The sequence below is a fragment of the Parasphingorhabdus marina DSM 22363 genome (assembly GCF_900128895.1).
GTDB lineage: Bacteria > Pseudomonadota > Alphaproteobacteria > Sphingomonadales > Sphingomonadaceae > Parasphingorhabdus > Parasphingorhabdus marina.
Map to the genome: position 1 here is coordinate 975,985 of NZ_FSQW01000001.1, position 13,970 is coordinate 989,954.

The 13,970-nt window shown below is 57.7% G+C and carries 16 protein-coding genes; 9 read left to right on the forward strand and 7 right to left on the reverse strand.

Features of this window, described 5'->3' with window-relative positions; translation table 11 throughout:
* The first annotated feature begins 82 nt into the window (after positions 1–82).
* Complete coding sequence (locus tag BUQ90_RS04910; RefSeq protein ID WP_074203971.1) at positions 83–601, forward strand: hypothetical protein; 519 nt, start codon at positions 83–85, stop codon at positions 599–601.
* Positions 602–608: 7 nt separating this feature from the next.
* Here the strand turns inward: BUQ90_RS04910 and BUQ90_RS04915 are convergent, their stop codons facing one another.
* From BUQ90_RS04915 to hemB, 3 genes are read right to left on the reverse strand one after another with little or no spacing between them, the layout of a single operon-like run.
* The gene (locus BUQ90_RS04915) at positions 609–1,166 is read right to left on the reverse strand and encodes a gamma carbonic anhydrase family protein (protein ID WP_074203972.1); all 558 of its coding nucleotides are present in this window, start codon (positions 1,164–1,166) and stop codon (positions 609–611) included.
* Positions 1,163–1,705, reverse strand: coding sequence for a GNAT family N-acetyltransferase (locus tag BUQ90_RS04920; protein WP_074203973.1), 543 nt, complete (start codon positions 1,703–1,705; stop codon positions 1,163–1,165). Before BUQ90_RS04920 ends, BUQ90_RS04915 begins: the two co-directional genes overlap by 4 nt.
* Positions 1,705–2,709, reverse strand: a complete 1,005-nt coding sequence (gene hemB / locus BUQ90_RS04925) for a porphobilinogen synthase (protein ID WP_074204890.1) — start codon at positions 2,707–2,709, stop codon at positions 1,705–1,707. Before hemB ends, BUQ90_RS04920 begins: the two co-directional genes overlap by 1 nt.
* 111 nt (positions 2,710–2,820) lie before the next feature.
* On the opposite strand from hemB, the gene BUQ90_RS04930 reads away from it, so the two are divergent.
* Positions 2,821–3,237 (forward strand): hypothetical protein, encoded by a 417-nt coding sequence (locus tag BUQ90_RS04930; protein ID WP_074203974.1) that lies wholly within the window; start codon positions 2,821–2,823, stop codon positions 3,235–3,237.
* On the opposite strand, the gene BUQ90_RS04935 is transcribed toward BUQ90_RS04930, so the two are convergent.
* Positions 3,234–4,808, reverse strand: a complete 1,575-nt coding sequence (locus tag BUQ90_RS04935) for a M23 family metallopeptidase (protein ID WP_074203975.1) — start codon at positions 4,806–4,808, stop codon at positions 3,234–3,236. The genes BUQ90_RS04930 and BUQ90_RS04935 overlap by 4 nt on opposite strands.
* Positions 4,809–5,031: 223 nt before the next feature.
* On the opposite strand from BUQ90_RS04935, the gene BUQ90_RS04945 reads away from it, so the two are divergent.
* The 4 genes from BUQ90_RS04945 (at position 5,032) to BUQ90_RS04960 (ending at position 9,702) form a co-directional block, all read left to right on the forward strand.
* Complete coding sequence (locus tag BUQ90_RS04945; protein WP_239447389.1) at positions 5,032–7,809, forward strand: helicase-related protein; 2,778 nt, start codon at positions 5,032–5,034, stop codon at positions 7,807–7,809.
* Positions 7,810–7,818: 9 nt separating this feature from the next.
* Complete coding sequence (locus BUQ90_RS04950) at positions 7,819–8,139, forward strand: RNA-binding S4 domain-containing protein (protein ID WP_074203977.1); 321 nt, start codon at positions 7,819–7,821, stop codon at positions 8,137–8,139.
* Positions 8,140–8,245: 106 nt separating this feature from the next.
* A complete protein-coding gene (gene fdxA / locus BUQ90_RS04955; RefSeq protein ID WP_074203978.1) occupies positions 8,246–8,584 on the forward strand; it encodes a ferredoxin FdxA in 339 nt (112 codons plus the stop codon).
* Positions 8,585–9,171: 587 nt separating this feature from the next.
* Positions 9,172–9,702 carry a CarD family transcriptional regulator gene (locus tag BUQ90_RS04960; RefSeq protein ID WP_074203979.1) on the forward strand — a complete coding sequence of 177 codons (531 nt, stop codon included), beginning with the start codon at positions 9,172–9,174 and terminating at the stop codon, positions 9,700–9,702.
* Between the two features lie 59 nt (positions 9,703–9,761).
* Here the strand turns inward: BUQ90_RS04960 and BUQ90_RS04965 are convergent, their stop codons facing one another.
* On the reverse strand, positions 9,762–10,805 hold the full coding sequence (locus BUQ90_RS04965; RefSeq protein ID WP_074204892.1) for an adenosine deaminase: 1,044 nt from the start codon (positions 10,803–10,805) through the stop codon (positions 9,762–9,764).
* A gap of 2 nt (positions 10,806–10,807) precedes the next feature.
* Positions 10,808–11,386, reverse strand: a complete 579-nt coding sequence (locus BUQ90_RS04970; protein ID WP_074203980.1) for a phosphoribosyltransferase — start codon at positions 11,384–11,386, stop codon at positions 10,808–10,810.
* A 116-nt stretch (positions 11,387–11,502) separates the two neighbouring features.
* On the opposite strand from BUQ90_RS04970, the gene BUQ90_RS04975 reads away from it, so the two are divergent.
* The 3 genes from BUQ90_RS04975 (at position 11,503) to BUQ90_RS04985 (ending at position 13,640) form a co-directional block, all read left to right on the forward strand.
* Positions 11,503–12,243: a head GIN domain-containing protein gene (locus BUQ90_RS04975; protein WP_074203981.1), complete on the forward strand. Its 741-nt coding sequence runs from the start codon at positions 11,503–11,505 to the stop codon at positions 12,241–12,243.
* A 66-nt stretch (positions 12,244–12,309) separates the two neighbouring features.
* Complete coding sequence (locus BUQ90_RS04980) at positions 12,310–12,933, forward strand: class I SAM-dependent methyltransferase (RefSeq protein ID WP_074203982.1); 624 nt, start codon at positions 12,310–12,312, stop codon at positions 12,931–12,933.
* The gene (locus BUQ90_RS04985) at positions 12,930–13,640 is read left to right on the forward strand and encodes a GIN domain-containing protein (protein WP_074203983.1); all 711 of its coding nucleotides are present in this window, start codon (positions 12,930–12,932) and stop codon (positions 13,638–13,640) included. Before BUQ90_RS04980 ends, BUQ90_RS04985 begins: the two co-directional genes overlap by 4 nt.
* A gap of 36 nt (positions 13,641–13,676) precedes the next feature.
* On the opposite strand, the gene BUQ90_RS04990 is transcribed toward BUQ90_RS04985, so the two are convergent.
* A complete protein-coding gene (locus BUQ90_RS04990; protein ID WP_074203984.1) occupies positions 13,677–13,886 on the reverse strand; it encodes a hypothetical protein in 210 nt (69 codons plus the stop codon).
* Between the last annotated feature and the right edge of the window lie 84 nt (positions 13,887–13,970).

Consider the following 13,970-nt stretch of genomic DNA (forward strand, 5'->3'; position numbering starts at 1 on the left):
TTTTCACATCGGTTCTGGCCAAAAGCCCGGCCGTCGTCATTGGCCGTTGCGGGCACTCGCGTCGCACCTTATGAAGACCGGGATGAACAGGTCCGCTCTTTTGCTCCCGCTGGCTTCGCTGCTGTTTGCAGGCTGTGCCATGCAACAGGACAGTTTTCCTTCGCTTGCCAAAAGAGCGATTGAGGACATTCCGGCCGAAGGCCCCCAAATAGCGCCCGACATTGATGCCGTGGCTTCGCTTCCGGTCGAATTGCAGCGGGAGGTCGATGCGGCAGTTGGCCAAAGCGATGCCGCTCACCGGAATTTTCTGGCTGATCTTTCAACGGTGGAGAGCTCTGTTTCCGCGGGTCGTAATGCAGAACCGTCGAGCGAATCATGGGTTGTGGCCCAGATGCAGCTCTCGGCACTCGAAACCCGGCGCAGCCCTTCGGTCTCGGCGCTGGCGGATCTTGACGCCCTGTATTTCCGGCGGCTGGAAAGCGAGTTTTCGGATAATCCGCCGGGGGGTGCGGCACTGATTGACCGGTCCCGCAAACAGGTTGCGGAGCAGGTTGAGATGCAGCAGCGGAAAATTGACGAGCTGAAAGCGGTGCTTCGCTGATCAGCTGTCAGCTGTCTGCAGCTTCGATTGCCGCCTTGTGCGCCTTCGCATTCTCGACATAATGCGCCACTCCCATGCGCATGCCCGCAATCGCGGGCTCTGGCAGATCCCGCATATATTTGGCGGGCGAGCCGGCCCAAAGTTGCCCGCTCGGGATCCGCTTGTTCGGCGTCAGTGTTGCGCCGGCCGCCAGCATCGCATCACCCTCGATCACGCAACCGTCCATGACCGTGGTGGACAGACCGACAAAGGCCCGGTCTTCCAGTTTGGCACCGTGCAGCATGACCATGTGCCCGACCAGGACATCGTCGCCAATGATTGTCGGGTGGCCATTTGGTGTTGCAGGCGACGCACTGTCGCAATGAATGGTCGTGCCGTCCTGAATGTTGCTGCGCGCCCCAATCCGGATGAAATTCACGTCGGCGCGGATCACGCAATTATACCAGACGCTGGATTCGGGTCCGATTTCCACATCACCGATAATCTTGCACCCGGGGGCGATAAAGGCGCTGTTGTGAATTTTCGGTGTTTTGCCGTTGAACGGCAGGATGGTCACATCTTTCATTGCGGGCGGTCCTTTGCGTATACGACATGGCGGCGAAGCGGACTGTTTTCTTTAAGCGCCGGGTGATCGAAAGCAAGTTCCGGGCGAATCTCCAACCCAAGTTTTGCCATAAGGCGCCAGCTGGGTTCGTTGATCTCGGCCGTGAAGGAAACAATACGCGGCCATTCGGAGTTGGCCCAGATCCAGTCAAGGCAGGCCGACGCAGCTTCAAAAGCCAGGCCGCGCCGCCAATGGGTGCGCGCCAGTCGCCAGCCAATCTCCAGCTCCCCGGTAAGCGGATAATGGGGCGGGCATGTCTGAAATCCGGTAAAACCGAAAAATTCACCGCTCTCCTTTTCTTCGAGTGCCCAAAGGCCGAACCCGTGTTCCAGAAAATGCCCGGTGATGCGATCCACAAGTGCGTTACTTTGTTCTTCTGTCAGCAGCGCTGGAAAATAGCGCATGACTTCCGGATCAGTGTTCATCGCCGCAAAAGCCGGGCGATCTTCGTCGCGCCACTCGCGCAGGACCAGCCGGTCGGTTTCCAGCCGGGAGACCATTATTGCTGCAGCAGCTTTGCGGCGTCGGCGGCAAAATAGGTGAGTATGCCCGAACAGCCAGCCCGTTTGAACGCGACCAGTTTCTCCATCATCAGGGCGTCATGATCACCCACCCCTGCGGCGGCTCCGGTCTTGACCAGCGCATATTCTCCAGACACCTGATAGGCGTAAACGGGCACGTCAAAGCGCTGTTTCGCCCGGAAGATGATGTCCAGATAGGCGAGGCCGGGCTTGACCATCACGCTGTCTGCCCCTTCGGCAATATCCATGGCTATTTCGCGCATGGCTTCGTCGCCATTGGCGGGGTCCATCTGATAGGTTTTCTTGTCGCCCTTGAGCGCACCACTGGAGCCCACTGCGTCCCGAAACGGTCCGTAAAAGGCACTGGCATATTTGGCGGAATAGGCCATGATCTGGACATTGTGGTGGCTGGCCAGCTCCAGTGTGTCGCGGATCGCGGCCACCCGGCCATCCATCATGTCGGACGGTGCGATGATGTCGGCGCCCGCATTGGCCTGGTTCAGTGCCTGCTTTGTGAGCATGTCGAGCGTGCGGTCATTTTCGACATAACCGTGGTCATCAATCAGACCGTCCTGACCATGGCTGGTATAGGGGTCCAGTGCTACGTCGGTCAGAATTCCGATCTTGTCTCCCAGCGCATCCTTGACGACCCGGATCGCGCGACACATCAGATTGTCGGGATTGAGGGCCTCGGCCGCATCAGCGCTGCGCCGGTAAGCCTGGGTATTGGGAAAGAGGGCAAGGCAGGGGATTCCGAGATCCACCGCTTCTCGTGCCCGCTCCACGATCAGATCAACGGACCAGCGACTGACACCCGGCAGCGAGTCGATCGGCTCGGAATGACTATTGCCTTCGGTGATGAACAGCGGCCAGATCAGATCCGATGCTGCGAGCCGGTTTTCCCGTACCATGGCACGGCTCCACGCCGTCGTCCGGGAACGGCGCAGTCGGGTTCTTGGATATGCAGGAGTGCCGGAAGTCATCGACATGCCTTAGCGAACCTCCTGAATCTTCTCAATAACTGTTAGCCATTTTGCCGGTAATGATGTTATGATCGGACGCAATCCGTGGTCGCCAACGGAGAATTTGCAAAAATGAAAAAGATACTGGTAGCCACCATGGCTTCGATTTGCCTGTTGTCTGCATGCAGCGACGCGGCCAAGGAGAGCTCCGCAGAAAGCGACGCGGACGTTTTAGCGGAAGAAAATGCCACCGACACCGGGCCCAATGTTGCTCGTCCAGTGGAATCGGTCGAGCCATCAGAATTCAGCCGCAGTCTGGATCAGGGATTCAGGACCGGCTGGACACAAAGCTTCGTCAGCAATTGTGTGAAGGAAGCTGGAAATTCAGGTGCCCCGGAGGAGGTGGTCCGTCCGGTTTGTGAATGTTCCTCGGGCGAGGTGCTGGCCCGGCTCACGGATATGCAGGAACTGGCGCAACCACCAGAAAAGAAGATGATGGACGCGCTGCAGATTTGCGTGGCCCGGTCCAGACAGGACGGCCAGCCCTAGCTGTTCAGCGGCTTGTTCAGGCGGCTGATTTCGCGGTTTTCGGCGGGGCGCCGCGAAGCGCTTTTCAGCGCACCAAGGGCGGCGCCGGGCTCGACATTCTTCAGGCGCTCAAGTTCACCCTTGAAGCGGCGCAGCTCGCGTCCGCCCAGTTTCGCACGCTGGACAAATTTGACCGAGTTGGGATTGATCGTCCGCCCGTTGCGGTACAGCTCGTAATGCAGATGCGGTCCGGTCGACAGGCCGGTCGAACCGATATAGCCGATAATCTGGCCCTGACGAACCCGGCGGCCATTGCTCACGGCAATGCGGCTCATATGTGCATAGCCTGATGCAAGTCCGCCGCTATGCTTGATCTTGACGAACTTGCCAAAGCCACCCTTGCGACCCGCAAATGTCACGGTCCCGTCCGTCACGGCATAGATGGGAGCACCATAGCCGCCGCCAAAATCGATGCCGCTGTGCATGCGCTTGTAGCGCAGGATCGGATGCCGGCGCATGCCATATCCGGATGTCCGGCGACCATTGGTGGGGCGGACCAGCTGTCCGCTGGACTGGCCAACACCGGAAGCCTCGAACCAGTTGTTGCGGCCGCCGCTGTTCCATTTCATCATCTGGGCCTTGGGCTTGCTGTCCCGTTCGAGCCCGGCATAAACCAGATCGCCCACTTCGACCTCACCGGTTTCAGCCCGGCGATAGGAGAGGATGATGTCAAATTCGTCTGTCGCGCGAATATCCCGGGAGACCGACAGTTTCTTGCCGATCACCTGCAGATATTTCTGGACCGCACCGGCAGGTGCACCGGCGGCCCGCGCGGAGCGATAAAGGCTCGATCCGACAACGCCGCGAATACGCAGCGGCGTATCATCGACAAGGATCGGCTTGCGTTGCAGTTTCAGTTTTCCGTCCTGGCGCAGGACCTCCAGATTGAGATCAAAGCGGGCCCGGAATGCCAGCTGGTCGAGCGGGCGCGGCTGATTGCGATCCTGCCGCCGACCGAGTGTTACGTCAATTTTGGTGCCGGGCTTGATGTCTCTGACAGAAACGGCTTCTGCGATCAGATCGGTGACTTCGCCGGCTTCATTTCCGGCAACCCCCGCGCGTTGCAGGACGCGCCGCAAACTGTCACCGCGGCCGAGTGTGGCGACCAATTCGATCGAAGGACGTTCCGGACTTTCGGCCAGCGGCCGGACAGCATCTGTTGCTGCCATGCTGATCCCGGTATCCGAACCATAGGCGAGGGGCGCGATCATCTGGGACCGCGCCTGGTCAGCCTGCGATCCGATCAATGGTGCGTTCTGATGTCCTGCGATCGGCCCGAAGTCGGGGAGGCAGGAAATGGCGACACTGCACAACAGAACCAGCGTGCCGAGTCCGCGGAACCAGACCATGCTGCCAATGTCCCGGCCGAGATCAGGCACCCATTCGACATCGGCCAGTTCGTCACGCCAGTGGTCGAACCATTCGCCGAATTTCTCGCCAAAAGGAAATTTTTCGCCAAGGGGGTTTTCCACGACAACGGACGCCGACTGCAGGCCTGCAGTGGCAGCGCCATTTCCCTGGTTGGCAAACATGTCGTTACTCTTGAACAAGCGCACCCCTAAACCGGATCGGTGGTCCCTCAAACGTTCGGGAAACCGGCCCATTTCTGTTCCAACCTCTGTGTAGGAATAGAGTTAATGTCAAATTAAGATGTGGGGCCATTTGTGTTCCGCGCGGTGAAACGTGTAAAATCACCGATATCCGGTCCGAATCGGCGGGAAATCTGGAGATTCCGCAAAAATTCTCTTGCCTGACATGCCATGTTGCGATCATCTGCGTCCGATGTCCCTGCAATCCCGTTCGTCTGTTACCGCTGTTCTGGGTCCCACCAATACCGGCAAAACGCATCTCGCAGTGGAGCGCATGTGTGCCCACTCGTCCGGAATGATCGGTTTTCCGCTGCGTCTGCTGGCGCGGGAAGTCTATGACCGGGTCGTGGCGATGAAAGGCGAGGGCCGGGTTGCGCTGGTCACCGGCGAGGAAAAAATCATTCCGCGCGATGCCCGATGGTTCCTGTGTACTGCCGAAGCGATGCCGGTCGATCGCGAATTCGGTTTCGTCGCGATTGACGAGGCCCAGCTGGGGATCAATCCCGAGCGCGGGCATGTGTTCACCGACCGGATCCTGCATGCGCGGGGCCGGGACGAAACCATGATCCTCGGATCGGAAAGCCTGCGTCCGCTGATCCGGGCGCTGCTGCCGGATGCCGAGATCATTACCCGGCCGCGTTTCTCCACGCTCAGCTATGCCGGTCCGCGAAAACTGTCCCGTCTGCCGCGCCGCTCGGCCATTGTCGCCTTTTCGGTTGAAGATGTCTATTCGATCGCGGAAATGCTGCGCCGGCAACATGGCGGAGCGGCCATTGTGATGGGATCGTTGTCACCACAGACCCGCAACGCCCAGGTGAAAATGTACCAGGAAGGCGAGGTGGACTATCTGGTGGCGACGGATGCCATCGGCATGGGCCTGAATCTCGATGTCAGCCATGTCGCCTTTGCATCGCTGACCAAATTTGACGGGCGGCGCCGGCGGCGACTGACCCTGTCCGAGATCGGCCAGATCGCGGGGCGCGCCGGACGGCATCAGAAGGATGGAAGCTTTGGGTTACTGACCGGAGCCATGTCATCCGGCGAACTGGAGCCGGAGGAAATTGCGCGGCTGGAGGAACATGATTTCCCCATTCTGGACTGGTTATACTGGAGAGAGGCTGATCCGGATTGCACCAGTATCGACTCTCTGGTGGCATCTCTCGAAACCCGGCCATCCGAACGGCTTCTGCAACCGTCGCCGGAGGCGATTGATCTGGCCATTCTCAAACGACTGGCTGTCGATCCAGAAGTTCGGGATCTGGCTCATGGTCGCGAACAGGTGCGGCTCCTGTGGGAAGCGTCCTCCATTCCCGATTTTCGCAAGATTGGCGCCGATCATCAGTCCCGCTTTGTTGCTTCGCTCTGGCCCTGGCTGGCACAAGGGTCGGGTCGCATACCCCATGCCCGGATGGCCCAGGAAATTTCCCGGCTGGAAAATGTCCAGGGCGATATCGCGACGCTCGCCGCCCGGATCGCTGCCGCGCGCACATGGAGCTATATCGCCCAGAAGTCCCGCTGGGTCGAACAGCCGTCCGTGATGGTCGAACGCACCCGTGATCTGGAGCGCAAACTCAGCGACGCCATGCACAGTCAGCTGACCCAGCGATTTGTAGACAAGCGCACGCGGGTCTTGATGCGGGGACTGGGCAAGACGGCCTATGAACAGGACGTAGCCATCGAACCGGACGGCGCAATCATGGTCGAAGGACTGGAGATTGGCACGCTGAGGGGCTTTCAATTTGTCGTCCCATCAGATAGCCGGAGAGAAGACCGCAAGATGATGCTCGCGGCGGCAGAGAAATATCTGGGACGAATTATGACCGAAAAGGCAGATGCACTTGCGAAGGCACCGGACAGCGTATTGTCGCTGGTTGCGGATGCTTCCGGGCAACCGGCGATCATGTGGGTGGATGACCGGCTCGCCGTTCTGGCCAAAGGCAAGAGCCTGCTGACGCCAGAAGTGAAATATGATCCGGCGGTCAAGGAATTGTCTCCGGAAAACGCCAAAAAGGTCGAGACCCGGGTCCAGGCCTGGCTGGAGTCCATGATGTCCCGGCATCTGGAGGGGCTGATCCGGATTCAGGCGCTGGCCGGAGATGAATCCACACCCCCCTCGGTTCGAGCCCTGTTCACACAGATTGTTGAAGCAGGAGGGATTATTCCCCGGCGGCAGGTCGATCAGGCGGTCCGGGCGCTCGACAATGACATGCGCGGTGTGGCGCGGCGGGCCGGACTGGTGTTTGGCGCGCTGGATATTTTCCACCATGCGCTGATGAAGCCCGGCGCGGTTCTCTGGCGCTCGGCCCTGTTCGCGGCCTTGCGCGAAGAACCGATGGCAAATTTGCCGGACGACAACGCAGTCCACCTCAAGGAATGGAAATTCGCAGATGCCGAACATGCCAGCCGGTCAGGCTTCAGGCCAGTCGGACGGGAGCATGTCCGTGTCGACATGGCGGAACGGCTGATCAAGCAGGCGCATGAAGCGCGGCAGGCGGGACCGGTTTTTGCCGTAGACCCGGCCCTGGCCACCTCGCTGGGGCTGTCACCGGAAGTCCATGCCGCTCTGCTGGAACTGGCGGGATTTGTGAAGTCCGACGAACCCCCCGCACCACCCACCGAAAAACCTGAAGAAGTAGCAAGCGATCCGGCGCCGGCAAAACCAGCCACCGATCCGGAACCAGCGGCGGAAGCGCCGGTGACCGAAGAAGCCGCGGCACCAGCGGCGGACGATACCAAAGAAACAGATCAGGCTCCTCCCGTTTGGTGGCGCTGGCAAGGCATGGGTCGCAAACCGCAGCGAAAGCCGGATGGACGCGGCTCCCGAAAATCCGGAAAACCGCCAAAGCGGCAGAAAAATACTCCCCGCAAGGCCGAACCGGTTCTGGCAAAGGCAGGTGGCGCATTTGCAGAGCTGGAAGCCCTGAAAGACGCGATGAAAAAATAGGATGCGGCATTGAAAGCAAAAACAGCGAGCAGAGCAGCAAAAACACCCGAGCCGGGTTCCGAAGTGATCCGGATAGACAAGCTGCTCTGGTTTTTGCGATTTGTCCGCAATCGCACGATGGCAAAGCGGCTGTCGGTCAAGGGACATGTAAGATTGAACGGCCGGCGTGTGGAACGGGCCCATACCAGCGTCCGCGCCGGAGATATCCTGACTATTCCGCAAGGACGCGAGGTTCATGTTGTCCGGATTTCGAAATTGCCTGATCGGCGTGGCCCGCCTGCTGCCGCGAATTCCTGCTTCGAACGGCTGGAGCCGGGTCGATTAAACTGATCAAAGAAATAGGCGGCAAACCAACTGTTGACCAAAAAGATTTTGGGCAATAGCAAGACACTACTGCCGTAAAGCGGTGGACTTTGTAGATGGAGTGGACGACCCGATGACCTATGTTGTGACCGACGCATGTATCAAGTGCAAATATATGGATTGCGTAGAGGTCTGTCCGGTCGACTGTTTCTATGAAGGCGAAAACATGCTGGTGATCAATCCCAGCGAGTGCATCGACTGCGGCGTTTGCGAGCCCGAATGTCCGGCAGAAGCGATTTTGCCTGATACTGAAGACGGTCTTGAAAAATGGCTGGAAGTGAATACCAAATATTCCGAAAGCTGGCCCAATATTACGGTAAGCCGCGAACCGCCGGCCGATGCCGACGATTTCAAGGGCGTCGAGGGCAAGTTCGAAGCCCATTTCTCCGAAAATCCCGGCGAAGGGGATTAAGGGAGTTTCCGGCGGTAGGAGTCGGGAGTTTTTTATTTAAACCTCAAGCGCCGGGCGGCGACATCCGTCGCCTTGGCTACGCGCCATAAGGCGCGGCGGCCGGTCGGCCTTGCCTCGCTGCGCTCGGAAAAGCGGCCTTTCGACAGTTCACCATACCGAGCGCAGCGAGGCAAGCGCGACTGCGCGACCGAGCTTATGCGAGGAAAGCCAAGCGGGCGGATGCCCGCGCCCGGCGCTTGAGGTCAAATAAAGACTCAAAACCTCTCCGCTATTCCAAACATCCGCCCATCCTGAGCTTGCCGAAGGATGACGGGTCACCCATATCATGGTTCGACAGGCTCGCCACGAACGGATGTTGGGATCGCTCGTCTTCGCCTCCCCAGGGATAAGCAAAAGTTGTGCATTGCAACCAAAATTGCATTTTGGTGACGAATCTGTTAACATCCGTGTTGGTAAGCGGCTGGACACCTGACTGAGGGGGAAGATGTTCGGTCGTTAAGTATATGTACGGAAGGGTTTTTCGTCGGGGTTTTGCAAAAATTTGAACGAATCTATCCTTCTTTCCCAAAAGTGAGAAAGGCTGATTAATGGCTGCCAATACGCTGTCCTTTGATGTGGGCGATTATGTAGTATACCCGAAACATGGTGTGGGCCGGGTTGTTGAACTTCAAAATGAAGAAATTGCGGGCATGCAACTGGAGCTTTATGTTCTCCGGTTTGAAAAAGAGCGGATGACGCTCCGCGTACCGATGAACAAGGCTGAAGGTGTGGGGATGCGCAAGCTGTCCTCCGACAAGACGCTCAAGGAAGCGCTCGAAACGCTGAAAGACAAGCCCAAGGTCAAGCGTTCCATGTGGTCGCGCCGGGCGCAGGAATATGAAGCAAAAATCAATTCCGGTGATCTGGTTTCCATCGCCGAAGTGACCCGCGACCTGTTCCGCGCCGATGATCAGCCGGAGCAGAGCTATTCCGAGCGGCAGATTTTCGAAGCGGCCTCGAGCCGGCTGGCCCGCGAACTGGCGGCCATGGAAGAAACCGACGAGCCGACAGCGCTGGCGAAAATTCTGGAAATCCTGAATATCGCAGCACCGCAATATTACGAAACCAAGGAAGACTAAGCTCTTTCTGTAGCGCTTGAAAAGGCCGCACCGGAAACGGGGCGGCCTTCTTCTTGGGATCAGACCTTGAAGAATTCCGCGGCATACTGGTCGATGGCGCCAAGCGCGCGGGTTTGAAATTCGGCATCCTCAAAGGATCCGGAGAAACCATTTTTGGCAAGTGTCACAATTTCATCAGCTGTCAGGTCCAGCGCCTCGGCAGTCCGCAGAAAATTGTCATTCATATAGCCGCCAAAATAGGAGGGGTCGTCCGAATTGATGGTCGCTCTGAGTCCCGCATCGAGCATCTTTTTCAAGGGGTGCTGCCGAAGGTCATCGACCACACACAGTGCCAGATTGGACAGCGGACAGACCGTCAGTGTCATTCCTTCCTCCGCCAGGCGTTTGACCAGTTCACCATCTTCCAGCGACCGGTTGCCGTGGTCGAGGCGATCGATTTTCAATGAGTCCAGGGCTTCCCGGACATAGGCTGGCGGCCCTTCCTCCCCGGCATGGGCCACGCATTTTAGCCCTTTGTCCCTTGCCCTGGCGAACACGTTCACAAATTTGGATGGCGGATGGCCAAGTTCGGAGGAATCAAGTCCGACGCCCAGAATGCGATCCAGCCACGGTTCCGCTTGTTCCAGCGTTGCAAAAGCATCTTCCTCGCTGAGATGGCGCAGGAAACACATGATCAGGTGCGAGCTGATCCCCAGATCGCTTTTTGCATCGTCCATCGCACGGAGGGTGCCGGAAATCGCAGTATCGAATGACACGCCCCGTTCGGTATGCCCCTGCGGATCAAAAAATATCTCCGCGTGGCGGACCTGATCCCGGTGAACGCGCTGGAAATAGGCCATGGTCAGATCATGGAAATCCTGCTCGGTGCGCAGCACGCTCATACCCTGATAATAGATATCCAGAAAATCCTGGAGATTGGAAAAAGCATAGGCCGCGCGGACTTCCTCGACCGAGGCAAAGGGAATATCAATGGCGTTTCGCTGGGCCAGTGCAAACATCAGTTCCGGCTCGAGCGAGCCTTCAATATGCAAATGCAATTCCGCTTTTGGCAAACCAGCAACAAAGTCCTCGCGCTGGGCGGGTGATTGAAAAGCAGGCAGCATGGTCATCCTTTATGAGTGGAGGTGTCTTCGCTGAAGATGATATCTGCATCCGGCTTGTTGGCAAGAATTTCGTCCTTCGTGAGTCCGTCCAGTTCATGCGGGAAGATCAGCCATTCTTCCGTTTCGTGGACATAATAATCGGGACGCAGCGCAGTCTTGTTTCGAGAGGGTTTGTAATAGACCGTCGCGATCCGGACATTTTGCGGCATGTTGTGACGGCAGCGCGTGCCCAGTTCGGACAGAAAAGCCTCGATACTGCGCCCGCTGTCAAACACGTCATCAACAATCAGCAGATTGTCATCCGGGTTGAGCGTATCGATCAGATAACCCAGTGCATAGACCCGGACTTTGCGGCTCTGCTTGTCGATTCCGGAATAGGACGAAGTGCGGATCGCGATATGATCCGTATCCTGTCCGTGAAATTCCAGAATTTCCTGTACTGCGATCCCGACCGGTGCGCCTCCGCGCCAGATGCCGACGATATGAGTCGGGGTGAAATCACTGTTTGCCACTTGCATGCCAAGGCGGAAGGAATCAGATAACAGGTCATTGGCCGAGATGTAGATTTTGGAATCTGTCATGGGGCTGTTCCCTGAATTCTGCCGGATTGTGAAATTTCCGGGTGCCTTGAAAAACTGTACTTGTCATCAGGGGAGTGCTGCCGTATTATGTAGGCAATACAGTGAGGAGATCCCTGATGAAAAAATTGCTTATGGTTGTTCCTATTCTCGCACTCGCGGCCTGTGAAGGGTCAATCGCGAGTGCAGTGGCCGATGGCGCAAAAAGCAGCTTCCCCGATGGCATCGCCATCACCACTTCGGACAGCAATCCCGGTGATTTTTCTGGAGTAACGCTTGCCGGTCCCGACAATGTTGTGTTCACAACCGGATCCGATTTCTCCATCCGCGCAGAAGGGGATCCCGATGCGATCGAGGAGCTGCGCTACAAGATCAAGGATGGTCAGCTGAAAATTGGCCGCGAATCAGACGGCATTGGCTGGTCTTCGAACAGCGGATCTGCGGTCGTTTATGTCAGCGCTCCATCCCTGAAAAACGCGAAGCTCGCAGGATCTGGTGACCTGAAAGTCGACGAAATGTCAGATGAGAGCGCGAGCCTCAGTCTAGCCGGGTCCGGCAATATCGACGTTGCAAATGTCAAAACTGCTTCGCTCAAGGCCAAGCTGGCCGGGTCGGGTGACATGGTTGTTGCCGGTTCGGCAGACAGTGCCAGCGTGTCCATCGCCGGTTCCGGGGATGTGCGCGCGAAGGATCTTAAAGCCGACAGTGCCAGCATCAAGATCATGGGAAGCGGTGATGCCAGCCTGTCCTCCGATGGAACCGTCGACGCCAAAATCATGGGATCGGGCGATATCCGGATCCATGGCGAAGCAACATGCAAGTCGAAAACCATGGGTTCGGGTGACGTAACCTGCGGCTGACCGCCAATATTTGTTGCTGAATAAAATGGCTTGGTTGGCGCGCGGGCTTGTGGCACGTTAAAACCCATGCCGAACCTATGGGAAAAATATGCAGTTCCGCGGATCATTCGCTTTGCCTGCGCGCAGCCGGCGGTGATGAAGGACCGCAGTGAAATCGTTCCAAAAGCAACCGGTGAGGTCCTTGAGCTGGGCTGCGGTGGTGGAATCAACTTGCAATTTTATGATCACCAGCGGGTCAGCAAGCTGACCGGACTCGACCCCTCTGCCGAATTGCTGGACTATACGAAACAGGAAGCCCGCGAACGCCAGATTGACATGGATATTCTGGACGGGATTGGCGAAGCCATGCCGTTTGCAGACGACAGTTTTGACACGGTTCTGACGACCTTTACGCTTTGTTCAGTACAGGACGGTAAGCAGGTTCTCAGCGAAATGCGGCGGGTATTGAAACCCGGTGGCAAGATTTTGTTCCTGGAACATGGCCGGGCACCCGACAAGGGGCCGGAAAAGTGGCAGAAACGGATCGAGCCAGTCTGGAAGCATATTGCCGGCGGGTGTCACTTGCACCGCCCCGTTTCGAAACTGTTTGAAGCCAATGGCTTCGCGCTGAGCGACAATGATGGCCATTATGCGCCAAAAACGCCGCGCTGGCTGGGCTGGATGGAATTTGGAGAGGCGCGACCATTATGATCCGATCGGCGATTATTGCTTCGACCCTCTCTCTCGCACTGATCGCTGCCCCGGCATCTGCCGCAGAGCGCAAATATTCCATATTCGGCTTCGACAAGATCCGGATCAACAATGGCGTGAACGTGGTGATCACGACCGGCGAAGGTCCGGCGGCCCGGGCGGATGGCCAGAATCGCGAAATCCTGGACCGGGTATCCTTGCGCAAGGCGGGAGATCAGCTGACCGTTTCTGTTAAACCGCTGCCGGGAGATTCCAACAATTTTACGGTCGATCAGCCGGTGACCCTTTATCTCAGTACCTACCGCCTGAAATCGGTGACGCATCTTGGGTCGGGGCTGGTGCGGATTGACCGGATCGACAGCCGCAATCCAAGCCTCCGGGTCGGCGGCTTCGGGTCCGTAACCGTGGATGAGCTGGAAAGTGATACGGTCAATATCGCGATGAATGGCGGTGGAGATCTGACGATATCGGGGGAAACCGGCAACGCCCGCGTAGAAATGCTGGGTTCCAGCATTTTGCGTGCCTCTGGATTGACCGCCGAAAACCTGGTCCTGCGTCATCGGGGGCCGGCGAGCAGCCATCTGACCGTCGAACGGCAGGCGGATATCAGCAATAGCGGAACGGGTCAGATCCAGATTGATGGCCGTCCCAATTGCACCGTGCGGACCGATGGCGCCGCACAGATTGTCTGCAATCCCAAACACTAGACCGCGCCCGCCCTTCCGGCGCAGTTCAGCTGATTGTCAGTGGACAGTGCCGAGCGTCTGATCAATCGACAGCAGCACGCACAGCCGTTCGACCTGACGCCATTTGCAATAATGCAGGTGATTTCCCAATGCGCGGCTTTTGTCTGCGCGATTCGCAGCTTCCAGCCCGGCTTCATCGCCAAAATTGCTGATCAGCTGCTGTGCATCGGAGAAATTCGTGGAGTCGATAAATACCGGAAGTTGCAAGAATGCGCTCCTGTTTGGCGGCGCTCCCACAGGTTCGCCGTGTTGAACACATGGTCTAGCGGCGAGGGATGGAGATTATGTCAA

What these genes read in the sequence shown, in the direction of transcription:
- BUQ90_RS04910 (WP_074203971.1), top strand. Translation starts at nt 83, where the DNA reads ATGAACAGGTCCGCTCTTTTGCTCCCGCTGGCTTCGCTGCTGTTTGCA.
- BUQ90_RS04915 (WP_074203972.1), bottom strand. Translation starts at nt 1,166, where the DNA reads ATGAAAGATGTGACCATCCTGCCGTTCAACGGCAAAACACCGAAAATT.
- BUQ90_RS04920 (WP_074203973.1), bottom strand. Translation starts at nt 1,705, where the DNA reads ATGGTCTCCCGGCTGGAAACCGACCGGCTGGTCCTGCGCGAGTGGCGC.
- hemB (WP_074204890.1), bottom strand. Translation starts at nt 2,709, where the DNA reads ATGACTTCCGGCACTCCTGCATATCCAAGAACCCGACTGCGCCGTTCC.
- BUQ90_RS04930 (WP_074203974.1), top strand. Translation starts at nt 2,821, where the DNA reads ATGAAAAAGATACTGGTAGCCACCATGGCTTCGATTTGCCTGTTGTCT.
- BUQ90_RS04935 (WP_074203975.1), bottom strand. Translation starts at nt 4,808, where the DNA reads ATGTTTGCCAACCAGGGAAATGGCGCTGCCACTGCAGGCCTGCAGTCG.
- BUQ90_RS04945 (WP_239447389.1), top strand. Translation starts at nt 5,032, where the DNA reads ATGCCATGTTGCGATCATCTGCGTCCGATGTCCCTGCAATCCCGTTCG.
- fdxA (WP_074203978.1), top strand. Translation starts at nt 8,246, where the DNA reads ATGACCTATGTTGTGACCGACGCATGTATCAAGTGCAAATATATGGAT.
- BUQ90_RS04960 (WP_074203979.1), top strand. Translation starts at nt 9,172, where the DNA reads ATGGCTGCCAATACGCTGTCCTTTGATGTGGGCGATTATGTAGTATAC.
- BUQ90_RS04965 (WP_074204892.1), bottom strand. Translation starts at nt 10,805, where the DNA reads ATGCTGCCTGCTTTTCAATCACCCGCCCAGCGCGAGGACTTTGTTGCT.
- BUQ90_RS04970 (WP_074203980.1), bottom strand. Translation starts at nt 11,386, where the DNA reads ATGACAGATTCCAAAATCTACATCTCGGCCAATGACCTGTTATCTGAT.
- BUQ90_RS04975 (WP_074203981.1), top strand. Translation starts at nt 11,503, where the DNA reads ATGAAAAAATTGCTTATGGTTGTTCCTATTCTCGCACTCGCGGCCTGT.
- BUQ90_RS04980 (WP_074203982.1), top strand. Translation starts at nt 12,310, where the DNA reads ATGCCGAACCTATGGGAAAAATATGCAGTTCCGCGGATCATTCGCTTT.
- BUQ90_RS04985 (WP_074203983.1), top strand. Translation starts at nt 12,930, where the DNA reads ATGATCCGATCGGCGATTATTGCTTCGACCCTCTCTCTCGCACTGATC.